Origin of the sequence: Alistipes sp. DJF_B185 (genome assembly GCF_964250025.1) — a bacterium.
Lineage (GTDB): Bacteria > Bacteroidota > Bacteroidia > Bacteroidales > Rikenellaceae > Alistipes > Alistipes finegoldii.
This window is the reverse complement of record NZ_CAXUDY010000010.1, coordinates 21,804-44,386: the sequence shown is the minus strand read 5'-3', so window position 1 is coordinate 44,386 and position 22,583 is coordinate 21,804. Positions and strand designations below refer to the sequence as shown.

At 58.7% G+C, this 22,583-nt stretch carries 15 protein-coding genes and 1 pseudogene; 5 read left to right on the top strand and 11 right to left on the bottom strand.

Features of this window, described 5'->3' with window-relative positions; genetic code table 11:
* Window positions 1–57 precede the first annotated feature (57 nt).
* From ACESTR_RS12215 to ACESTR_RS12175, 9 genes are all read right to left on the bottom strand, one after another.
* Window positions 58–2,091: a peptidylprolyl isomerase gene (locus ACESTR_RS12215; RefSeq protein WP_288488368.1), complete on the bottom strand. Its 2,034-nt coding sequence runs from the start codon at window positions 2,089–2,091 to the stop codon at window positions 58–60.
* A gap of 90 nt (window positions 2,092–2,181) precedes the next feature.
* Window positions 2,182–3,444 (bottom strand): hemolysin family protein, encoded by a 1,263-nt coding sequence (locus ACESTR_RS12210; RefSeq protein ID WP_014775972.1) that lies wholly within the window; start codon window positions 3,442–3,444, stop codon window positions 2,182–2,184.
* 3 nt (window positions 3,445–3,447) lie between these two features.
* The gene (lptC, locus tag ACESTR_RS12205; RefSeq protein ID WP_009596094.1) at window positions 3,448–4,323 is read right to left on the bottom strand and encodes an LPS export ABC transporter periplasmic protein LptC; all 876 of its coding nucleotides are present in this window, start codon (window positions 4,321–4,323) and stop codon (window positions 3,448–3,450) included.
* A 3-nt stretch (window positions 4,324–4,326) separates the two neighbouring features.
* On the bottom strand, window positions 4,327–5,661 hold the full coding sequence (locus ACESTR_RS12200) for a tetratricopeptide repeat protein (protein ID WP_014775970.1): 1,335 nt from the start codon (window positions 5,659–5,661) through the stop codon (window positions 4,327–4,329).
* A gap of 116 nt (window positions 5,662–5,777) precedes the next feature.
* The gene (locus tag ACESTR_RS12195) at window positions 5,778–7,151 is read right to left on the bottom strand and encodes an OmpP1/FadL family transporter (RefSeq protein WP_237958728.1); all 1,374 of its coding nucleotides are present in this window, start codon (window positions 7,149–7,151) and stop codon (window positions 5,778–5,780) included.
* Window positions 7,126–7,866, bottom strand: coding sequence for a type III pantothenate kinase (locus tag ACESTR_RS12190; RefSeq protein WP_014775968.1), 741 nt, complete (start codon window positions 7,864–7,866; stop codon window positions 7,126–7,128). The genes ACESTR_RS12195 and ACESTR_RS12190 overlap by 26 nt, the downstream gene beginning before the upstream one ends.
* Window positions 7,863–11,189 carry a transcription-repair coupling factor gene (mfd, locus tag ACESTR_RS12185; protein WP_014775967.1) on the bottom strand — a complete coding sequence of 1,109 codons (3,327 nt, stop codon included), beginning with the start codon at window positions 11,187–11,189 and terminating at the stop codon, window positions 7,863–7,865. Before mfd ends, ACESTR_RS12190 begins: the two co-directional genes overlap by 4 nt.
* A gap of 4 nt (window positions 11,190–11,193) precedes the next feature.
* A complete protein-coding gene (locus ACESTR_RS12180; protein WP_009596110.1) occupies window positions 11,194–12,744 on the bottom strand; it encodes an Rne/Rng family ribonuclease in 1,551 nt (516 codons plus the stop codon).
* 485 nt (window positions 12,745–13,229) lie between these two features.
* Complete coding sequence (locus ACESTR_RS12175; RefSeq protein WP_009596092.1) at window positions 13,230–13,502, bottom strand: HU family DNA-binding protein; 273 nt, start codon at window positions 13,500–13,502, stop codon at window positions 13,230–13,232.
* A gap of 475 nt (window positions 13,503–13,977) precedes the next feature.
* Between ACESTR_RS12175 and ACESTR_RS12170 the strand changes: the two genes are divergently transcribed.
* The 4 genes from ACESTR_RS12170 to ACESTR_RS12155 all read left to right on the top strand — a co-directional run bounded on the left by ACESTR_RS12170 (window position 13,978) and on the right by ACESTR_RS12155 (window position 18,254).
* Window positions 13,978–15,528, top strand: coding sequence for a response regulator (locus ACESTR_RS12170; RefSeq protein WP_009596052.1), 1,551 nt, complete (start codon window positions 13,978–13,980; stop codon window positions 15,526–15,528).
* Entirely contained in the window at window positions 15,529–15,945 is a 417-nt protein-coding gene (gene tsaE, locus ACESTR_RS12165) for a tRNA (adenosine(37)-N6)-threonylcarbamoyltransferase complex ATPase subunit type 1 TsaE (protein WP_014775965.1), read from the top strand.
* A 200-nt stretch (window positions 15,946–16,145) separates the two neighbouring features.
* Window positions 16,146–16,562, top strand: coding sequence for a polyketide cyclase (locus ACESTR_RS12160; protein WP_009596069.1), 417 nt, complete (start codon window positions 16,146–16,148; stop codon window positions 16,560–16,562).
* A 108-nt stretch (window positions 16,563–16,670) separates the two neighbouring features.
* Window positions 16,671–18,254 (top strand): MutS-related protein, encoded by a 1,584-nt coding sequence (locus ACESTR_RS12155; protein WP_373179324.1) that lies wholly within the window; start codon window positions 16,671–16,673, stop codon window positions 18,252–18,254.
* A 45-nt stretch (window positions 18,255–18,299) separates the two neighbouring features.
* Here the strand turns inward: ACESTR_RS12155 and ACESTR_RS12150 are convergent.
* Window positions 18,300–19,444 (bottom strand): annotated as a pseudogene (locus tag ACESTR_RS12150) (acyltransferase family protein).
* 5 nt (window positions 19,445–19,449) lie between these two features.
* Window positions 19,450–20,076, bottom strand: a complete 627-nt coding sequence (locus ACESTR_RS12145) for an NUDIX hydrolase (RefSeq protein WP_149874116.1) — start codon at window positions 20,074–20,076, stop codon at window positions 19,450–19,452.
* Window positions 20,077–20,130: 54 nt separating this feature from the next.
* On the opposite strand from ACESTR_RS12145, the gene ACESTR_RS12140 reads away from it, so the two are divergent.
* Window positions 20,131–22,263: a S9 family peptidase gene (locus ACESTR_RS12140; RefSeq protein WP_373179323.1), complete on the top strand. Its 2,133-nt coding sequence runs from the start codon at window positions 20,131–20,133 to the stop codon at window positions 22,261–22,263.
* Window positions 22,264–22,583: the final 320 nt, after the last annotated feature.

The window sequence follows — 22,583 nt, the reverse complement described above, 5'->3', positions numbered from 1 at the left end:
TAACAAAAAGAACGCCGGAATACTCCGGCGTTCTTTCTATGTCTCGAAAAATCGGGTTTAGAAATATTTTCCGCGCAGGTCCTGAATCTTGGCCATCTGCTGGATAGCCTGCACCGAGAACTGCTGGGCCATGCTCTCGGCCATAGCCTGCGCACGCACCTTCTCGCCTTCGGCTGTCTGCTTGTCCGAGGTCTGGATGTCATCCACCTCGAAGACATATACGCCGCTCAGACCTTTGACCGGAGCCGAGAGAACGCCTTTCTCGGTCGTAGACGAGATAGCGCCGATCAGACGGGGCTCGAAACCGGGACCGTTCACATAGAAAGCCCCGAAGGTCACGTTGTCGAAGTCTGCGACTTCGGTTCCGAGACTCTTGGCCTGCTCGTCGAGCGTAGAGCCGGAGAGCTCCTTCACGATATAGTCGTACTTCTTGTCGCGGAGTACCTGAGCACGGATCTGTGCCGAAACCTTTTCGAGGGGAGCGAATTCGTTGTCGTCGATCTCGGTCAGCATGGCGATCACATAATCCTTGCCTACCGGGAAGATTTCGGAAACATCGCCCACCTCGGCGCCGTAAGCCCAGCGGGCGACGTCGCGCGAATCCTCAAGACCCCGGATCGTACGCTCGCCCTGCGCCAGCGACGCGATGCGCGGCGTAACGGCGGCAGCCGAAGCGGCCTCGTTGAACGCTTCGACCGAACCTTTGGCGTTCACCGAGAAGGTGCCGGCCTGATTGTGGATGTCGCGGCGGGTAGCGGCCGAAGCCTCGACCGGGTAGGTGATCGAAGCGACCTGAACGTGCTTCGACGGTTTGTCGGCACGGTAAACCTGCATCAGCTGAATGGCGTCGCCGGAAGCGATCTTCACGATATCGCCGGTTTTCGCATTGGCAAGCGCCGCAGCGAACTCGCCAGAGAAGGCCGAGAACGGCATGACGCCCACCTCGCCGCCGTTGGCGGCGGTAGCGTCATAAACCGAATACTGCGCAGCGACCTGAGCGAAATCGGCGCCGCCCTTAAGTACGGTCAGCAGGCTGTCGGCCAGCGCCTCCTGCGTATAGGGAAGTACGATGTGGCGGATGCCCATCGAGTCGGGAACGATCTTGGTATCCAGCGCGCGGGCCATCGTCCACTCGTTGTTCTTCAGTACGGGACCGTAGGTAGCGCCGTCGAGCAGGGCCTTGGCCTCCTCTTCCGAAAGCTGCTTCGCCGAGACGTAGTTGTCGGCGATCTTTCCGTTGCGGTTGGCGCGGACAAACGACTTCAGCTCTTCGGTGGCGGCGAACTGCGCGCCGACCTCGGCGACGCTCTTTTCGAGCGCCAGCATGTCGTCGTCGGTCGGAGAAACCTCGAACACGACATACGAAAGCGCACGCGACGGCGTCTGCTTGAACATGTTCTTGTGGCTGTTGTAATACGCCTTGATGTCGCTCGACTTGAGTTGAATCAGCGAATCGGGAACGGCCGAGTATTTCTTACCGGCCCACTTGCCGGCATAGGTGTTGTTGGCGGAGTTCACACCGTTGGCCACTTCGAGCGAATTGACATACACGCCGCCCTTGATCAGGCCGAGGAACTTGGCGACCTCGCGCTCCATGCGGGCCTGCTCGTTGAGCTGCGCCCAAGCCTGCTGCGCCTGCGCGTTGGCTTCGGCCTCGGAGAGGAACTGGTGAACGGCGGCAACGTTGTACTCACCCGTGCGGGGATCCGCGAAGGCATTGTAGAAAGCCTGCGAAGGATGCTGGCCGCTGACCATCGACATACGTTCGGGTTCGGTAACGCGAAGGCCCATCTTGTCGAATCCGGGAGTCAGCACGTATTTGCCGATCAGGGCCTGCCATGCAGCGTTGGCAAGCATCGCCGACTGCTGTTCGTTGCTCTCCTGAGCGCCGCTCTGCGCCTTGACCTGCTCATACTGGTTGTAATACTCCGAATAGTTGATCTTTTCACCGTCGATAACACCGACCCGGGGGTCGTTGCCTGAGAAGCCCATTTCGGTCTTCAGGGAGAGAATGAAAGCCAAGAGGGCGCCTGCGATGACAATCGACAGCACGATGCCGAACTTGGTGCGTAAAGTGTTTAAACTTGCCATATAAATTGTAAATTATTCGTATTGTTTCGAATTAGCAGTCAAAGGTAGTAAATTTATTCGGAAAAGGCCCTTATTATGCCATAAAAATTCTCACAACTTCCGGACCCGCGCCAAGTCGATCCGCGAACGCGTCGTACGCAGGATTCGCACCTGCAGACCGCCGACGAAAACGGTCTCTCCGGCCGTGGGAATCCCCTCGTAATTGAAGATGATGAAACCCGCCAGCGTATCGTATTCGCGGCTCTCCTCGATACCCAGACCGTATTTCTCATTGAGGTATTTCACTTCGAGACGGCACGAGAGGACATACTCGTCGGGGCCGACCTGCTTTTCGGTCAGGTCGGGCACGTCGTGTTCGTCCTCGATCTCGCCGAAAATCTGCTCCAGCACGTCTTCGAGCGAAATGACGCCCGCCGTGCCGCCGAATTCGTCGATCACCACGGCGATGTTGGTGCGGTGCTTGATAAAGTTCTGCAGCACCAGTTGCAGCGGCATGGTTTCGGGAACGAAATTGACCTGCATCATCACGTCGGAAATACTGGCCGGACGGGTGAACAGACTCTTCGAGTTGATATAGCCGATGATGTTGTCGATGCTCTTGCGCCAGACGAAGATGCGCGAATACTTGGAATCGACGAAACGCGCCGTGAGCTGTTCGATGGTCGTATCGTCGATGTCCACTGCCTCGACGTCCACGCGCGGCACCATGCAGTCGCGCACCCGCAGGTCGGCGAAATCCAGCGCGTTCTGGAACAGCTTCAGCTCGTTGTCGGGTTCGGGACGCGGCTCGGAACTGTTGGTGTCGAGCAGCGACGCGAGGTCCTCGCGGTCGAAACTGTGCGTCGTCGTCCGCTCTTCGACGCGGCGGCCCGTCAGGCGCAGGATGCCGTGCGAAATGAGCGTCGTCAGCCGCGCGATCGGATAGAGCAGCAAATAGAAGAAATAGATTACCGGCGCCAGCGCGCGGTAATAGAAGTTCGGATTGTTGCGGAAGACCGACTTGGGCAGGAATTCCGCGAAAAAGATGATGATGACGGTCGAAACGGCGGTTTCGATCGCCACGGAACCGTTCCGGGCGATGCTCTCCCACCCCAGCGCGTAGAAAATACCGCGCAGCAGCAGCGACATGTAGAGCGAGTAGATGACCAGCGCGATATTGTTGCCCACCAGAATCGTGGTGATATACTGTCCGGGGTGGCGGGAGAATATATCCGCTATGCGGTCGAACATGCGGCTCTGCTTGCGGTCGATCTCCAGTTTCAGGCGGTTCTTGCTCGTAAAAGCGATCTCCATACCCGAAAAGAATGCCGACAGCAACAGCATCAGGACAATCAGTATGACCGAAGTAAGCATCTCTTATTGGGTTGATTGTATCTCGTCATCGTCCAGTTTCAGATCCACCGGCTTCATCTGCTGCTGTTCCGTTCTGGGCCGGGCTTCGGCAGGCTCCCCTGCGGACGCCGGTCTGCCGGGCGCATCCCTGCGAACGGGCCGCCGGACCGGAACCGGAGCGACGGCGGGCTTGACAGCGGGTTCGGGCATAGGCTCGCCGGCGGATGCAACGGCGGTTTTGCCGGACTGCTGCGCAGGGACAGGTCCCGACGCCCCTGTCCGGCCTCCGGCAGTCGAATCGGGAACGACCTCGACCTCCTGTTCGGTGGGTTTGACCTCGACCTCCATGCGGCCTTTCATACGGCGGAAACGCCAGTCCTTGAACTCCTCGTCGGATTCGAAACCTTCGCCGATAAAGACGTCGCGTCCGTCGTTCTGCACGATTTTCGAATCGACGTTCGAATAGATCTTCTTGGTCTGCTGATTCCAGAACAACTGCTGCGTGTAGAGGTTCTTGCCATCCGATTTGACGACCACGACATTGCCTTTGGCCTCCCACAATTTGCGGTTCTCGTAGTAGATGGCGTAATTGGCCGTCAGCACGGCATCGACCGTAGAGAGCGAATCGTCCTTATAAGTGGTGATCTTGACTCCCTTGCGGAACTCGCGGTAAGGTTCGCGGGCCAGCGAATAGCCCTCGACCAGCGGAGTTACGAAATGGTAGGAACGGCGGCCGTTCTGCGATTCGACGATCGACAGATTTTCACTGTATTCGGTTCTCATCGTCTCTTCGGAAGCCGCAGCATCCTCCGCCTCGTCGCGTTCGCAGGAGAATAGCAAGATAGCACTCCCCATAACGGAGAGTGCTACCATGGCGTATCTTGCGATGAGCCTGTTCATTTATTAACGGGGACGTACGGAAGTCACGACACCGGCGGCCGTACCGCAGGTCACGGTATAGCGGGAACCGGCCTGCAGCTCGTTGAAGAAGCACTCCTCCGAGGTCGGGAAACGGCTGCGGAACGCATTCAGCGACGTTTTGGCGGATTCGATGTATTCCGAATCGGCAGGCAGCAGTTCGATGGCTTTCGACATCGTGTCGTAAGCGGCCCAGAAGGTAGCCTGACCGGCAAAACCGCCGCAGTTGGCAGCCGAAATGGCATAGCACTGGGCCAGCACGTAATAGGGCACGCCGTCCTCAGGATTCAGGTCGCGGGCCTGACGCGCAGCGGAAGCGGCTCCGGGGATATCGTTTGCAACCAAGTCGATCAGCGCGATGCGCACCAGCAGCAGCTGACGCTCCGCAGGATCCTGCTCGACGGCAAGCGCCTCGTTGAGGTATTTGATCGCCTTGGCGTAATCGCCCTTGCTCTGGAAAGCCTGCGCAAGGAACATGGCGGTCTCCGAAGAGGGTTTCACGGCATAGTATTTCTCTGCGAGCGTGAAATAGAAGTCGCCGTCGCACTTGGCGCGCGACATCAGCGCCACGGCCTGCGCCAGCAGCGCCTCGTCGTCGGGAGCCGCTTCGAGCTTGCCGCGGAAGAGCTTTTCGAGGTTCTCGCAGCTTGCGGCACCGCTCAGACCGAACGCGGCGTCGAACTGTGCCTTGTACTCGTTGGCATTGGGATTCTTCTCGAAGAACGGCGTCAGACGGTCGTACTCGGCAATGATCTCGTCGGGCAGCACCTCGTCAGTGTTCTTGTAGTCGTCGCAGAGGTTGCTGAAATAAGCCACGACGGTTTCGGGATCGGTGTTGTCGCCGCCGGCCTCGATCGCGGCACGGAACGCCTCACGGATACCCTTGCGGTCGCTGGGCTTGTAGCGCAGGTACTCGCGTGCCTTCTGATCGAGAATGAAAGCGGCACCCTGCTTGGGATGGTCTCCGAAATACTTGGCGCGCAGGTCGTACATGAGCATCAGCGAGTCGATATACGTATTCTTCTCGGCGACGCTCTTGGCGCGGTTGATCTTGTTCTTGTAGATCACGGCGCCGCGCTGGTAGAACGAGACCGAAGCGGTCGGAACGCTGTTGATGAGTTCATTCAGATAATGAGCAGCGGCATTGTAGTCGCGGTTGTCGCACGACTCCTTGAGGAAGTTGCTGTTCAGAATGTTCTTTTCGCGTTGTTCGGGCGTGTCTCCCCACTTCTCGTACTGCGGAGCGCTGAAGTCCTGAGCCAGAGCCGTCGCCCCTACGAATACAAGAGCAGCGGAAAGCAGAATTTTAACGTTTTTCATCGGTCAGAGATTAATTTTTGTATTTAATTTTATATGTTTTAGTGTCCGTCGGATGTACCGAAATCCAATGCAATTTACTGCCGGTTCTCCAAAAGTGCAAATTTTCGGGTCAAAAACTAATCGTATTTAGGCCGCAGGAACCAGTACTCGCCGTTCTCGCTGCCGGCAAAGAGCGTGAAGCCGATCGAGAATTTGAAATACTGCTGCCGCACCAGTCCGAGGCGTTCGGCCAAGTTGTAACCGCGGCGGCCGTATTCGACGCCGACGTCTATGGACGAGATGGCGAGGAACTTCACGGGCACGCCGACGCCCAGCGTCACGGCATACTGTCCCAGTTTGTCGCCGTTGTAGGTCTGGTTGTGGGTTCCGTAACGGAATCCGGCTCTGTAGGACCAGCGTTTCAGGAAATTGCGCACATCGTAGCGGTTGGGGGTGTACTCCACGCCGGCCTTGATCGTATGCGTATCGGTATACGCCACCGCAAAGGCGCTCCGGTCCGGTCCGCTGACGCCGGTGGATTCGGTCTGCCTGTTGCGGCCGCCCCAGTCCTGATAGACGTAATCCACCCCCATCGTCCACTTGGAGGTCTGGTAGAAGGCGCCCACCGAAAGCTGACGGGGCAATACGAGTGCCAAATGCGTCGTATCGCCCTTTACGCTGGAGTTGTAGAGGTCGCCCACATAGATATTTTTCGTCACCGTGGGATTGAGGTCGCCGCCGAAATCATAGGCGGCGCCCAGCGTCAGGGCGCGTTTCTGATTCAGGATGGCGTTCCACTGCACGCCGATCTGTCCCTTGATGCTCGAAATACTGTAGTTGTCGGTGCCTACCGTCGAAGAGTAGGAGCCGTCGCCCGTGATCGGGGTCGGGGTCATCACGAACGAACGGTCGATATCGCCCCAGTAATACTGCGCGGCGATACCCAGCGAGAAGTTCTTGAAAAGTTCCCAGCCGACGCCGAGTTTGACCTCCGTCACGTCGCCCTCGCCCTGATAGACGTACTGCGCGCGGCCGACGTTGCCCCATACGGGATCGGACGGATCGTAGTCATGGGTGTATTTGGTGCGGTAGCCTACCGAACTGTAAGGCGTGAGGCTGAAGCCCAGACCGAGCTTCTTGGCCAGCGGCAGCTGAAATGCGATGTCATGGAAGTTGAAGGTGTTGTAGGCCGTGCTTTTCGACATGCCGTCGACCTTCTGGGAGTTGTAGTAATTCTGGCCCTCCAGCCCGAAGTTGAAGAGGAAACTCTTCTGCGGCGCGGCGCTGAAAGCCGCCGGATTGAGCAGATTGACCACGCCCGAACTGCGCATGGCCACACCTACACCGCCCATCGAACGCATCGGCAGGGTGCCGGGCGTGTTCTGTTCGCCGATGCCGTACATCGTGTAGGGAGAGAATGCGTTAATACTGCTTGTCTGGGCCGCTGAGGCATAGGGAATCATCACGGCTGCAATGACAACCAGTTTAATTAAGGTGTTCTTCACTTGCATTGTACTCTAAAATTCTATTCAATCCGCAAAAAACCAGATTACAATTCGCAAATATCGTATTTTTAATTCGTTTAACAAAGAAATTCGCGTCTCCTCCGGTAAAAATTACGCATAAATCCTCTATTTGGCTGCGCATGCGGGCCGCATAACCCTCGATCTCGAACGCGATTCCGTTCATCACGCCCAGCTCGATGGCCTGCCGGGTGGTAAGCCCCGCAAGCTCTTCGCTTTCGGTAGCGGCGCACAAAGGCAGTTTGGCCGTATAGTCGTGCAGCGCCCTGAAACGGGTCTTCATGCCCGGCGATATGCATCCGCCGCGAAACGTTGCGTCGGCCGTCACCAGATCGATGGTCACCGCCGTACCGAAATCGACGATCAGCACGTTGCGGCCCGGATAAAGCACCGTGGCGCCGACCGCCGCGGCCAGCCGGTCGCGGCCCAGCGTTTCGGGCGTCAGGTAGGCGTTGCCGATGGGTACGGGCGTCTGCGAAGAGAACTCCAGCAGATACTCCACGCGCGGCCGGAGCAGATCGGCCACTTCGTCCACTTCGCCGCGCGTCGAAGCCACGACGGCCCGGCGCACGGGCCATGCCGCGAACAGCTCTTCGAGCATCGACGGATGCAGCCGCTCCACGCAGCGCTGAAAAACGATCTCCCCCCGGTCGAAAACAGCGAGTTTCACGAGGGTGTTTCCGATATCTACTACCAAATTCAAAGCTGCTGCAACGTTTTATATGCGTCTTCAATGTCTTTGACATTCCTAACGGTCATCGCCAGACGATTATTGTGCTGTTTCAACACAAATCTGCCGGGATTCTGCGTGACCTTGCGGAGCAGGTCCATGAAAGTGTCGCTCTTGTAGTAGGGCGAGTCCTGCTCGCCGACGAAATGCACGATCATCAGCCCGTTCTTGACCTTCACGCGCTCCATGCCCAGCCGGATCGCCTCCCAGCGCAGGCGCACCACGTTGAGCAGCTCTTCGGTTTCACGTGGCAGAGGGCCGAAACGGTCCGCCAGACGCTCTCCGAAGGCCAGCAGCGCCTCCTCGTCCTTGGTCGAATCCAGCTCCCGGTAGAGCTTCAGGCGCTCGGCCTGCTGCGCCACATAGGAGTCGGGAAGACCGGCTTCGACCTCGATTTCGATATGCGCGTCGTCGATATAGCGCAGCTGCTCGACCACCTCCTGTTCCGAATCGTTCAGGCCCGCGACATGCAGTCCCTCGGCGCGCAGTTCGGCAATCGCTTCGTTCATGATCTTCTGATAGGTCTCGAAACCGATATCGGCGATGAATCCGCTCTGCTCGGCTCCCAGCAGGTTGCCCGCGCCGCGGATATCGAGGTCCTGCATGGCGATATTGAAGCCCGATCCCAGATCGGAGAACTCCTCGATGGCCCGCAGGCGGCGGCGCGCATCGGACGACAGCAGCTCGTCGGGCGGCGAAAGCAGGTAGCAGTAGGCTTTCTGATTGCTGCGGCCCACACGTCCGCGCAGCTGGTGCAGGTCGCTCAGGCCGAAGTTCTGGGCATTGTTCACGATGATCGTATTGGCATTGGGAATGTCAATGCCGTTCTCGACGATGGTCGTGGCGACCAGCACGTCGAATTCCCCGTAGATAAAGTCCATGATCAGCCGCTCCAGCTTCTCGGCGGGCATCTTGCCGTGCCCCACGCCCACGCGGGCCTTGGGGCAGATGCGGGTGATAAGCCCCTGCATGGTCATCAGGTCCTCGACGCGGTTGTGGACGAAGTAGACCTGTCCGCCGCGCGCGAGTTCCGTTTCGACGGCGTCGCGGATGATCTCCTCCGAGAAGACGTGCGATTCGGTGACGATCGGCTGCCGGTTGGGCGGCGGCGTCGAGATGACCGAAAGGTCGCGCGAACCCATGAGCGAGAATTGCAGCGTTCGCGGAATCGGCGTCGCCGTGAGAGTCAGCGTATCGACGTTGACCGCCAGCTGCGTCAGCTTCTCCTTGGCCGCCACGCCGAATTTCTGCTCCTCGTCGATAATCAGCAGCCCCAGATCGCGGAATACGATCTGTTTGCCCAGAATCTTGTGCGTGCCGATCAGGATGTCGATACGGCCAGCTTCGAGGTCGGCGCGGATCTGCGACACCTCTTTGGCCGTTTTGGTGCGGTTGAGATACTCGACCCGCACGGGGAAGTTGCGCAGACGCTCCGAAAACGAGCGGTAGTGTTGCAGGGCGAGAATCGTCGTCGGCACCAGCACGGCGACCTGCTTGCCGTCCACGGCCGCCTTGAACGCTGCGCGGATCGCCACCTCGGTCTTGCCGAAGCCCACGTCGCCGCAGACCAGCCGGTCCATAGGCTGGTCGGACTCCATGTCCTTCTTGACGGCCGCCACGGTCGTCTGCTGGTCGGGCGTGTCCTCCCACTGGAACGACGCCTCCAGCTCGTGCTGCAGATAGCTGTCGGGCGTAAATGCGAATCCCTTGCTGGCCTTGCGTTTGGCATAGAGGGCGATCAGCTCGCGCGAAATATCCTTGACGGCCTTCTTGGTGGCGTTCTTGAGCTTCTGCCATGCGCCGTTGCCCAGCTTGTAGACCTTCGGCGGCTCGCCGTCGCCCGACTTGTAGCGCGAAATGCGATGGAGCGAATGGACGTTCACGAACAGCACGTCTCCATCCTTGTAGACCAGTTTGATCGCCTCGTGCGCCTTGCCGTTTTCGTTGATCTTCACAAGCCCGTCGAAGCGGCCCACGCCGTGGTCGATATGCACCACATAGTCGCCCGGCCGCAGCTGGTTCAGCTCGGCGACGGTCATCTGTTCGTCGCGCCTGATCTCGCCGTTGATGCGGTAACGCTGGTAGCGGTCGAAAATCTGATGATCGGTATAGAGGCACAACTTCAGGTCGTTGTCCACGAAACCCTCGTGCAGCGTCACCGAAAGGGGCCGCACGACGGCCTGCCCGCGTCCGATCTGGTGAAAGATGTTTTCGAGACGCTCGACCTGCACCTTGTTTTCCGAGAGGATATAGGTCGTGTACCCGCGCAGCGAATTGCGGATCATGTCGTCGGCCAGCATCTCGAAATTCTTGTTGAACTTAGGCTGGGGAGCCGTATCGAACTCTACGGCCGCCGTGGCGGGACGCTCCGGCAGGTTGTCGCGCAGGGCGAGCATCCGGCAGTTCGCCAAATCGCCGAGCAGTGCGTTACGGCTGGTCATCAGGCGGTCGATCTCCTCAGGACGTTCCATGTCGGCAAGCGTCTTGCGGCGGATATCGTTCACCCGACGCAGCACGTAATCGGCGTCGTAGAACCAATAGGCCGCCGCGTCGCCCGCAAACTGCACGAACGACACCTTCGCCGCCCCATCGCCGGCATTGAGGTTGGGAATGATCTCCACCCGGTCGAGTTTGTCGGCCGAGAGCTGGCTCGAAATGTTGAAACGGCGGATCGAGTCCACCTCGTCGCCGAAAAAGTCGATACGGTAGGGTTTGCTTTCCGAGAAGGAGAAGACGTCCACGATACCGCCGCGCACCGAATACTGGCCCGGCTCATAGACGAAATCGACGCGGGTGAAGTTCGCATCGACGAGCGCGTCCTCCAGCACGGCGATCGAGATACTGTCGCCGACTTTCACGGCGATCGTGTCCCGCCGGAGGGTTTCGGCGTCGGCGACCCGCTCGACCAGCGCTTCGGGATAGGTGCAGACGATCAGATACCCTTTCGTGAAGCCCTTCACGGCGCTCATCGCCGCCGTGCGCTGCACCACGCCCTGCGCATCTTCGGCGCCGTAGGCCACCGAACGCTTGTAGGAGGAGGGGAAGAAATAGACCTGCTTCTCGTCCAGCAGGTTATAGAAGTCGTTCATCAGGTAGGCCGCAGCGTCGCGGTCCTCGGCGACGAAGACGTGTACGCCCCCGGTTTTCGCCGCAGCGGCAGCGGCATAGAACGAAAGAGCGCCGCCGACCAGCTCTTTCAGATGGACGGTTGCGCGCTCTTTCTTATATTCGCGGCACAGGCGGGGCAGGGCTTTCGACCCGGCGGCGAACTGCGCCAGCTGCTCGCGGGCAGTCATACGGTTACTTGTTTATCAGGTCGTTGTCCTTGCGGTCGTGGTAATGGACCTCGACGATACCGAGACTCTGGTCGGCGACGACATGCAGCCGCACCTTGTATTTCCACTGCCAGCGGCGGCGCAGCGACCAAAGGCCCTGCTTGAGGAAGGAGGCCACATAGGGGCTTACGACCAGCTTGATATATTTGTGACCGCGGTCATGCGTAAGGAACGAAATCTGGTTCTCGATCTTCTTGTCCAGCAGCACCGTCGGTTCGATCTTGCCCGATCCGTTGCAGGTCGGGCAGACGTCCGAAACCTCCTCCACGGCCACGGGACGCACCCGCTGGCGGGTGATCTGCATCAGGCCGAACTTGGTGAGCGGCAGGACCGTGTGCTTGGCCTTGTCGGTAGCCATCAGCTTCACCATTTCGTCGTAGAGCGCCTGCCGGTTCTGCGCCTTGCGCAGGTCGATGAAGTCGATGATGACGATGCCGCCCAAGTCGCGCAGACGCAGCTGGCGGGCGATTTCGGCCGCAGCGGCCAGATTGACGTCCATCGCCGTCTGCTCCTGATTGTCCTCGGCCTTGGTGCGGTTGCCCGAATTGACGTCGATGACGTTCATGGCCTCCGTATGCTCGATAATGAGGTAGGCGCCGCGGCGCAGCGAGACATATTTGGCGAAGAGCGACTTGATCTGCTTCGAGATGTCGAAGTTGTCGAAAATGGGCACGTTGCCGCGGTAGAGTTTGACGATCTTCTCCTTTTCGGGTTCGATCTGCCTGATATAACCGCGGATGTCGTTGTACATCGCCTCGTCGTCCACGGCGATCTGCGAGAACGAACCGTTCAGCGAGTCGCGGATGATCGTATTGGCGCGGTTCATCTCGCTCATCAGCTGGGCGGGAGCCGTGTTTTTCTTGATCGCCGCGCAGGTCTTGCGCCAGCGGTCGATCTGGGTCTGGATGTCGTGTTCGATATCCTCGTCCTTGGCCTCCATGGCCGCAGTGCGGATGATGACGCCGAAATTCTTGGGCAGCACGGCGGCGGCGATCCGCTTCAGGCGTTTCTTCTCGTCCACCGAACGGATCTTCTGCGACAGGAAGACCTTCGACGAGAAGGGCACCAGCACGACGTTGCGTCCGGCCAGCGAAATATCGGCCGTCAGACGGGGCCCCTTGGTCGAGATGGCCTCCTTGGCGATCTGCACCATGATGTTTTGGCCGACCTGCAGGTAGTCGCCGATCTTGCCCGACTTCTCCACGGGCGGTTCGAGCTTCATGCTCTCGACGCGCAGGCCCCGTTTGCCGGGCTGCTGCGAAGCGACGAGCTTCTGCAACGAAAGAAACTGACCGCCCAGATCGAGATAATGGATAAAGGCGTCCTTTTCGTGTCCTATATTGACGAATGCCGCATTGAGACCCGGCATGATCTTACGTACTTTTCCGAGGTAGATATCCCCGACGGCGAACCCGGTCTGACACTGCTCCTTGTTGAGTTCGACAAGGACCTTGTCCTCGCACAACGCGATGGAAATTTCGGTCGGGTTGACGTTTACAATTAATTCTCTGTTCATCTATATCGTGTGTCGCGCTCCGGAGACGAAGACGCGGAATACTGAAATCGGTTAGGCCGCTTTTTGGTCTGAAGTGGCGGCGAACTCCAAAGGATAAAAACCGTGCGGACCCGTCGTCCGGCACGCGGTCCGGGCGCGGAAAGGCCCCGGACTATTTTTTGCGGTTATCGTGGAGTCCGCCCCGAAACGCCCTCGGAAGAGGATCGGGAAAGGTTAGGACTCCCGGAAACGGCGGCTCCGCACCGAGTCCCATGCCCCGGAAGCAGGATGCCGTCACGAAAAACCGCTGAAAAATAGGTAAAGCTAAAAGAACTTGGGGTTCCTTTAGCTTTATCTATCGTTTAGCACTAAAGTGCTACCCTACTTTTTCTTGTGACGGTTCTTACGCAAACGTTTTTTGCGTTTGTGGGTAGCCATCTTGTGTCGCTTATGCTTCTTTCCGTTTGGCATAGTCCTTGATTTTTTGAGGTTCTTATTTATTTAAATTATTTCACCTTCGCCGCAAAGCTCTTGGCGGGCTTGAAAGCGGGAATGTTGTGTTCGGGAATGGTGATGGTCGTATTCTTCGAGATGTTGCGGGCAACCTTCTTGGCGCGCTTCTTTACGATGAAACTGCCGAAACCACGGAGATACACGTTGTTCTTGTTGGTCAGCGACGTCTTGATGCTATCCATGAAAGCCTCAACGATTGCCTGTACCTGCACCTTTTCAACTCCGGTGCTCTTAGCGATTTCGCTTACGATATCTGCCTTTGTCATTTCTATATAGTATTAAATTATTAAGTTCGTGTGAAGACATTCGGACTGCAAATATACGCTTTATTTACATTTTAGCCAACAAACCGCAGTTTTTTTTCATTATTTTTCCCGCAGTCCTCTACCTGCCACTGGAACAGTACGATAACAAATATCGGGCAAAACTCGCCCGAAAATTAAAATATTATGTGTCAGGCAATTATTCCCCGTCGGACTCCGTCGGACGGACGACTCGGCAATCAATTATGGATCAGCAACATAGTCTCTAAGCACCCAAAAGTGCCCCGACCTTTTGGGAACAAAAATATACCCAAAACGCCATCCGGAATTCCGGCGTGCAGGGACGGAAATCCCGCCCTGCACGCCGGCGCCGAAGCGGTTATATTCCGCGCCGGAAAATACGGGGACTCAATAAACGCCCGGTTTTTGCGTTTGATAATAAAATAACTAATTTTGCAAACTAAATTCCGCTAACGGTATGGTCAAAATACTCTGGGTGGACGACGAGGTCGAACTGCTGAAGCCCCACGTCCTGTTCCTCAAACAGAAGGGCTACGAAGTAGACACCTGCAACAACGGCTACGACGCGATCGACATGGCTTCCGAAGGGGCCTACGACCTGATAATCCTCGACGAAATGATGCCCGGCATGACGGGACTCGAAACGCTCCCCAAGATCAAGGAGGTGCGCCCCACCACGCCCGTCATCATGGTGACCAAGAGCGAGGAGGAGAACATCATGGACAAGGCCGTCGGCTCGAAGATCGCCGACTACCTCATCAAGCCCGTGAACCCCAATCAGGTGCTGCTCTCGATCAAGAAGAACGTCCACCAGCAGCAGCTCGTCACCGAGCAGACCACGGCCGACTACCGTTCGGAATTCGGACGCATCTCCTCGTCGCTGCAGATGGCCGAGACCTTCGGCGACTGGTGTTCGCTGTACCGCAAGCTGGCCAACTGGGAGGTCGATCTTTCGGAATCCACCGACCAGAGCATCAAGGAGGTGCTGACCTACCAGAAAACCGAGGCCAATCAGGAGTTCTGCAAGTTCGTGCGCCGCAACTACTACAACTGGATCAACAGGCGTTCGGAAGACACTCCCGTGATGTCGCACACGCTGATGCGCACCAACATCTTCCCGGTGGCGGACGAGAATCCGAAGACCACGCTGTTGCTGATCGACAACTTCCGCTACGACCAGTGGCGGTCGATCTCCTCGCTGCTGAGAGGCTATTACGACGTGGCGCAGGACGATTTCTACTGCGCTATCCTGCCCACGGCCACCCAATACGCCCGCAACGCCATATTCGCGGGACTGATGCCGCTGGCCATCGACAAGCTGATGCCCAACAAATGGCTCAACGACAACGAGGAGGGCGGAAAGAACCAGTACGAGGAGGAGTTCCTCAAACGGCTGATGGCCCAGAACGGCAAGAACTGGAAATTCTCGTTCGACAAGCTCGTGCGCCCGGAGCAGGGCCGCAAACTGGTGGACAATATACAAAAGGTGTACGACGCCGACTTCTCGGTCATCGTCTACAATTTCCTCGACATCCTTTCGCACGCGCGCACCGAAACCGACATCATCCGCGAACTCACCGAGGACGACGCGGCGTTCCGCTCGCTGACGCGCTCGTGGTTCGAACATTCGGACCTCTACACCATCCTCAAACTCCTCTCGGAACGGGGACACACGGTGGTCATCACCTCCGACCACGGCACCATCCGCGTGGACAATCCGGTGAAGGTGACCGGCGACCGCGAGACTTCGGCCAACCTGCGCTACAAAACGGGCCGCAACTTGGCCTACAACTCCCGCGACGTCTACGAAGTGCTCAAGCCCGAAGACGTGCAGCTTCCGTCGAGCAACCTCACGTCGAGCTACATCTTCGCCTACAATTCGGATTTTCTGGTTTACAACAACGACGCGAACCGCCATATCCGCTACTACCGCAATACATTCCAGCACGGCGGCATCTCGATGGAAGAGATGATCGTGCCCTACATCGTCTTAAAACCCAAACAATAGATGAAGACCATCCATATCACCTCGCAGGACGACCTTCCGGACGTCGCCGAAGCGGTCATCGAAGCCCTCGGCCGCCGCACGGTAGTCGCCTTCCGCGGAGAAATGGGCGCCGGAAAAACGACGCTGATCCGCGAAATCGCCGCGCAGCTGGGCGCGACGGACACCGTAACCAGCCCCACGTTCGCCATCGTCAACCAGTACAAGGGCAAGGGCGGCCGCCGCATCCACCATTTCGACTTCTACCGCATCAACGACGTCCGCGAAGCTTACGACTTCGGCTACGAAGAGTATTTCTATTCGGGCGACCTCTGTCTGGTCGAATGGCCCGAAAAGATCGAGCAGCTACTGCCCGACAACGTGATGACGGTACGCATCACCGTGGACAGCGACACGGCCCGCACGTTCGAGATCGACTGACACTCCGAGCCTGTACATACGCCCGGCAACACGCCCCGCTACACCGGGCAGGTTGCCGGGCGGTTCACGTTCCGCCCCCCCGGCGGCGGACAATTTGCCCGTCCCGCGAAAAATCACTACTTTTGCAGGCGGCAGGCTCCGGAAGGGATAAACTCCGGCCGGCCCTGCGCTGAAATCCGATTCACCCATTAAATACAACCATGCAGGAATACATCTCCAAACAGCAACAGATTTTGCGTCCCGCCGAACAGATTTACGCCGTCATCAGCCGTTTCGACAACCTGACGCCCGCCGTGGCAGACAAGGTCGAGGAGTGGCAGGCGACCGAAGACACCTGCTCGTTCAAAGCCAAAGGCTTCACCGTAAAGCTCCGCATGGAGGAGCGCGAAGCGCCCCGGCACGTCAAGATCGTCGCCGACGGCGGCGGAGTGCCGATGGACTTCGCATTCTGGATCCAGCTCCACAAGGTCTCGGACACCGACACCCGCATGCGGCTGGTGCTGCACATCGAGCTGAATATGATGATGAAAATGATGATCGGCGGCAAACTCCAAGGCGGACTGGATCAGATCGCCGAAGGCATCGCCAAGGCGATGAACGCCGCACCGCAATATTAACGCAGAGGCGGCACGGAATGCGGGACCGCATGCGATACGGCCCCCTGCCCACCGTCCCGCATCCGACCGGCCGTTCCGGTCGGACGCCAGAACAACCGACACGCGACCATGAAACCTACTGCATACCTGACAACCTTTTTGGGGCTTCCCGGAGCATCCGGCGAAAAACGGGCCGCGTGTAATTTCGACCTGACAAGCCGTTATTTCTACAACGTCTCCTCGGAAGAGAGCTCTTTTCAGACCATCGACGCCGAGACCACGGCCGACCTCGACCTCAACGCCGTATTCGAGCGTATCGACCGCACCTCCTCCAAGCCGGGACAGCAATACCTGTACGCCCGGCTGAGGACCCTGCGCGGCACGGAAGAGGTACGGGAGTTCGGCCGCAGGACGGATCATTTCGCCGGGAACGCCGGACATGCCGAACAATGCGCGAAACACCTTTCGCGGCTCTCGGACGACGACGCCTACGACCTGCAAAACCTGATTTTCGACAAGCCGGAGCAGGTGCGCCGCATCGCTCTCGTCTACCTGCTCTCGGCCGCAGCCGTGGTGTCGCTGCTGCTGAGCTTTCTCTATCCGCTGCTGCTGTTGCTGTTTCTTGCCGTCTTCGCAGCGAACATGTATATCCATTACAGCAACAAGCTCAACATTTCGATCTATGCTTCGGCCGTGAAACAGTTGTCGCTGGCGCTGCGGACCGCCCGGCATCTCGCTGCCGAAGAGGTTCCCGGCACGGAGGAGGCCCTGAAGGTCATCCGTCAGGTCTCCGAGGTCGAACGGCGCAGCCGCGTGGTCGGCACGCAGGGCGACAGCGCCAACGAGCTGGCCGCGGCCGTATGGCTGGTGCTCGAACTGCTGAAGGCGGCCTTCAACGTCGAGGTGATTCTCTTCCACCGCTTCACAGGCAGCATCATAGCGCGCCGCGACGCCATCCACGGACTGTTCCGGTTCATCGGAGAGACCGACGCCGCGATTTCGGCGGCACGCCTGCGCGGCGAAACGCCGACCTGCCGCCCGGAATTCACCGACGGGAAATACCTGCGGGCCGAGGAGGTCATACATCCGCTCATCGGAGACTGCGTCCCCAATACGCTGGAGCTGGACGGCACGGGATTGCTGCTTACCGGTTCCAACATGTCGGGCAAGACCACGTTCATCCGCACGCTGGTGCTCAACGCCCTGCTGGCCGAGACGCTCGACATCTGCTTCGCCGAGGCATACACAGCCCCGTACATGAAGATTTACAGCTCGATCCGCATCTCGGACGACATCGCCGAAGGGACGAGCTATTACCTGCAGGAAGTGCTGACCGTCAAACGGTTCATCGACGCATCGCAGGAGCCGGCGCCGTGTCTGTTCGCCCTCGACGAACTTTTCAAGGGCACGAACACGACCGAACGCATCGCCGCAGGAAAAGCCGTGCTGGCGCACCTCAACCGGGGGCCGCATCTCGTGCTGGTATCGACGCACGACGTCGAGCTGGCGGACCTGCTCCGCAAAGACGGCTACGAACTGCACCACTTCCGCGAGGAGGTGATCGACGGGAAGCTGGTCTTCGACTACCAACTGCACACGGGTCCCCTCACCACCCGCAACGCCATCCGGATTCTGGAAATGTACGACTATCCGCGCGACCTGATCGCGGAAGCGTACGAGGTGCAGGAGAAACTGACGGAGAAATCGAACTGACGACACGAAAACGCGACTCCGGCTGGAGTCGTCCGTGCGACAAAATTACCCCTGCACCGGTTTGCGCTGCATGAAGCGGCGTTTGAGCCACCCGCGCACCGGTTCGTCGTACAGACGCAGGCACAACCACGCCAGCAGGATGCTGCCGCCATAGACCAGTGCACCGTACCCCAGTGCTTCGGGCCATGCGGGACGGGTATCGACCACCCACGCAGTATAAATGCAGTATAAATATAGACGAACGGATAGTGCGTGATATACAGCGGATAGGAGATATCGCCCAAGAAACCGCAGACCTTTTTCGACTCCCGGTCCGTGACTTTGCCGCCCGCGCCGGCCGCTACGACCAGCGGGAAGAGGACGATGATGCACACGGCGTCGTAGAGACCGTTCAGCCACAAGCGGTCCGTCCCCAGATGCGGCATGGCCAGCACGGCGACGACGCAGAGACTGCAAAGCCAGAAAGCGCCGCGCAGACGGATCGGCTTTCCGACGCGCGACAGCAGCAGTCCGGCGATAAACGGATAGGCCAGCCGCGTGAAACCTACGCCGAGCTGTTCGCCGTCGAGCGCCCAGCCGCCGATCATATCGCCCTGCGTCACGGCGAGACGCACCGTAAAGCATGCCGCGACAACGGCGAGCGCCCCCAGCAACAGCTTCGAAAGACGCCGCAGGACAAGGGCATAGCAGATATTGGCGATATACTCGAAGAAAAGCGACCATGCGGGGCCGTCCAGCGGATAGGTCTCACTCCAGCCGCGAATATCCATCGACGGCGGCACGGGAATCATCAGACACCCCAGCAGCAGGATCAGAAGCATGCGTCCGACCGGAACGCCGGCGATCATTTCGTAAGGTCCTCAGGCGCCGAAGTAGAACGCCGCAGCGCCGATCAGCATGCCCATCACTACCATGGGATGCAGGCGGATCAGACGGCGCTTGAAGAAATCGCGGTAGGTCATGCGTCCCCAGCGGTCGTCGTAGGCATAGCCGATGACGAAGCCCGAAAGGACGAAGAAGAAATCGACGGCCAGATAGCCGTGGTTGATGATCTGGTCGGTATGGCTCGCGGCATGCGCCTCGAAAAAATGAAAAGCCACGACAACCAGCGACGCGACGCCGCGCAGACCGTCGAGGATCGCATAATGGGGCTTCGAGTCGGGATAGGCGGAAGCGGAGATTGAAAGCATATGGATCAGCGTTTTTTATCGTCAGACAAGCAGGCTTCGAGCCGTTCGAGCACGGCTCGCACCGTGGGGAAACTCCCGGCGGCATGGGCCATCGCTTCGGCCGGAGTGCACCAGACGACCGTCTCGATCCCCTCTTCGGTCTGCGGTACGAGGTCGCCGCAGGCCACCGCGCGCAGTTCGTACCAATGGGTGCGTTTCAGCTCCCAGCGTTCGGTCTTCGGGAAATAATAGGCGTGCCACGTCCGGCACAGCGGCCGCACCGGTTCGGCGCACACGCCCGTCTCCTCGACGATTTCGCGCACGGCGCACGCTTCGATGCGCTCGCCGCATTCGAGATGTCCCTTGGGCAGGTCCCAGCGGCCGTTGCGGCGCATCATCAGCCACTCGCCGCGGTCGTTCACCACCACGCCGCCCGCCGCTTCGATCTGCGTAAAATCAGCCGCAAAAGAGCGGAACGCCGCGTCGGGATCGGCAGAAACGACTGCGACGCAGTTGTGCGATTCGAGAATTTTCGTTACCTTCGCTCGTGATAGGTCCGCCGGATCTGCGGGCACGACGGCATAGCATTCGCCGCCGAGCGCGTCCGAAGTGAAAATCACGGATTTATCTGCAAAATATACGGTATGGTTCATGCCGATCGGATTTGAATGCAAAAATACGAATAAATAGAAGAAACCCGACCGAAAATGAAAAAATTACTCCTTTTTATGGCTATTGCAGCTACGGGACTGAGCGCATGCGACAGCAGGCGGCCGCAGCCCCTTACCATCGACAATGCCCTGACGGCCGATGAGATCGCCACAGGCATTCTCACCCCTGAGGTGATGTGGAAAATGAGCCGTGCAGGCTCCTCGTCGCTCTCGCCCGACGGGCGTACGCTCCTCTATGCGCAGACCGACTACAACATGGCCGAAAACCGCGGCGTGACGACCATCTGGGTCGAAGACCTTGCGACCAAGGCCGTGACGCGCCTGACCGACACCGCGTCGAACAACACCGATCCCAAGTGGAGCGCCGACGGGGAGAAGATCTACTTCCTCTCGGACCGCAGCGGCTCGATGCAGGTATGGGAAATGACGCCCGCAGGCGGCAACGCCAGACAGCTCTCGGCATTCGACAAGGACGTCGAAGGCTTCGGCATCAGTCCCCGCGGCGACAAGGCGTGGTACGTACAGCGCGTCGAGGTCTGCGACCGCAAGTCGTCGGACGTCTACAAGGACATGGACAAATCGAAGGCCCGCATCTACGACGACCTGATGGCCCGCCACTGGAATTACTGGGACGAGGGTTCCTACCTGCATATCTTCGTCGGCGACTTCGGAGCCGAGGGGCTGAAGCCCGGCGTGGACATCATCGGCAAGGACGCCGCGTGGGACGCTCCGCTGGCACCCTACTTCGACATGGCCGAAATCGCGTGGAACAACGCCGGAACGATGCTGGCGTACACCTGCAAGCCGCTGACCGGCACCGAGTACGCCGTTTCGACCGATTCGGACATCTTCGTCTACGTCCTCGAAAACGGCGTGACGCAGAACATCTGCAAACCCGTAAACGTCAATACCGGCGAACCGATCGCGGACATGGCCACGATGGCGGGTTACGACAAATACCCCGTCTGGTCGCCCGACGACCGGCAGATCGCGTTCCTCTCGCAGCGCCGTGCCGGCAACGAGTCGGACAAGGCGCGCCTGTTCCTCTACGACTGCCAGACGGCCCAAATGCAGGACCTGACCGAGGATTTCGACTACAACGCCATGAACGTCGTCTGGAGCGGCAGCGACATGCTCTACTTCATCGCCCCGATCGAAGCCACGCACCAGATATGCCGCATCGCGCCTTCGGTCGGCGAAGTCGAAGTGGTGACCCGCGGCGACCACGACATCAACGCCTTCTCGATGGCGGGCGACAGGATCGCCGCCGAAATGTGTACGATCTCGATGGCCACGGAGTTCTTCGACGTGAATCCCGCGGACGGCACGCTGACGCAGATTTCGGCCATCAACAAACCCGTCTACGACAATATCAGAATGGGCGAGGTGCAGAAACGCTGGGTCAGGACCACCGACGGCAAACAGATGCTGACGTGGGTGATCCTGCCGCCCGACTTCGATCCCGCCAAGAAATACCCCACGCTGCTCTACTGTCAGGGCGGTCCGCAGAGCGTCGTTTCGCAGTTCTGGAGCTACCGCTGGAATTTCCAGCTGATGGCGGCGCAGGGTTACGTCGTCGTTGCGCCCAACCGCCGCGGCCTGCCCTCGTTCGGACAGGAGTGGCTCGACCAGATTTCGGGCGACTATTCGGGCCAGAACATCCGCGACTACCTCTCGGCCATCGACGACGTGGCGAAGGAGCCGTGGGCCGACGAGACCCGCATGGGATGCGTCGGCGCATCGTACGGCGGATATTCGGTCTATTTCCTGGCCGGATGCCACGAGAAACGGTTCAAGGCCTTTATCTCGCACTGCGGCATCTTCAACTTCGAGTCGATGTACGGCCAAACCGAGGAGCTGTTTTTCATCAACAACGATTACGGAGGTCCCTACTGGGATCGGTCGAATGAAGTCGCACAGCGCTCCTACGCCAATTCGCCGCACAAATTCGTCGAGAAATGGGACACGCCCATGCTGATCTTCACGGGCGAATACGACTTCCGCATCCCCTACACGCAGTCGCTCGAAGCGTTCACCGCCGCCCGCGTCCGCGGAATCCCGGCCCGTCTGGTGGAGTTCGAAAACGAAGCCCATCAGGTGTTCAAACCCCAGAACTCGCTCGTATGGAACCGCGAGTTCTTCGGCTGGCTGAACAAATACGTAAAATAACCGTCCGAAAGGCTCGATATGAAGGCCGTCCGAATCGTCGGGCGGCCTTTATCGTTCGCCAAGCAAACCTTTTCGCTCTTTCTTAAACCATTTCAGCCCGTCCGCCGTCCGCCAAATCTACCGGTTCATTGGAAGAATCCGCCGGTTCGTTGAATTTATTTTCATCTTAGTCAGGACCTTCCTACATTTGCTTTTGACGCAATTAACAGATTTTGACTATGAAGAATGTAACCACCCACCGGGCGGGGAAGCTGTGCTATGTCACACCCCTGCTCGAATAGATCGACGTGCAGCCCGAAAAGGGATTTGCCAACTCCTTC

Excerpts from the sequence above, each read along its gene's own strand:
- ACESTR_RS12200 (WP_014775970.1), bottom strand. The coding sequence starts at position 5,661 with ATGAAAAACGTTAAAATTCTGCTTTCCGCTGCTCTTGTATTCGTAGGG.
- ACESTR_RS12215 (WP_288488368.1), bottom strand. The coding sequence starts at position 2,091 with ATGGCAAGTTTAAACACTTTACGCACCAAGTTCGGCATCGTGCTGTCG.
- ACESTR_RS12195 (WP_237958728.1), bottom strand. The coding sequence starts at position 7,151 with ATGCAAGTGAAGAACACCTTAATTAAACTGGTTGTCATTGCAGCCGTG.
- ACESTR_RS12210 (WP_014775972.1), bottom strand. The coding sequence starts at position 3,444 with ATGCTTACTTCGGTCATACTGATTGTCCTGATGCTGTTGCTGTCGGCA.
- ACESTR_RS12180 (WP_009596110.1), bottom strand. The coding sequence starts at position 12,744 with ATGAACAGAGAATTAATTGTAAACGTCAACCCGACCGAAATTTCCATC.
- ACESTR_RS12170 (WP_009596052.1), top strand. The coding sequence starts at position 13,978 with ATGGTCAAAATACTCTGGGTGGACGACGAGGTCGAACTGCTGAAGCCC.
- ACESTR_RS12145 (WP_149874116.1), bottom strand. The coding sequence starts at position 20,076 with ATGAACCATACCGTATATTTTGCAGATAAATCCGTGATTTTCACTTCG.
- ACESTR_RS12140 (WP_373179323.1), top strand. The coding sequence starts at position 20,131 with ATGAAAAAATTACTCCTTTTTATGGCTATTGCAGCTACGGGACTGAGC.
- ACESTR_RS12155 (WP_373179324.1), top strand. The coding sequence starts at position 16,671 with ATGAAACCTACTGCATACCTGACAACCTTTTTGGGGCTTCCCGGAGCA.
- ACESTR_RS12175 (WP_009596092.1), bottom strand. The coding sequence starts at position 13,502 with ATGACAAAGGCAGATATCGTAAGCGAAATCGCTAAGAGCACCGGAGTT.
- tsaE (WP_014775965.1), top strand. The coding sequence starts at position 15,529 with ATGAAGACCATCCATATCACCTCGCAGGACGACCTTCCGGACGTCGCC.
- lptC (WP_009596094.1), bottom strand. The coding sequence starts at position 4,323 with ATGAACAGGCTCATCGCAAGATACGCCATGGTAGCACTCTCCGTTATG.
- mfd (WP_014775967.1), bottom strand. The coding sequence starts at position 11,189 with ATGACTGCCCGCGAGCAGCTGGCGCAGTTCGCCGCCGGGTCGAAAGCC.
- ACESTR_RS12160 (WP_009596069.1), top strand. The coding sequence starts at position 16,146 with ATGCAGGAATACATCTCCAAACAGCAACAGATTTTGCGTCCCGCCGAA.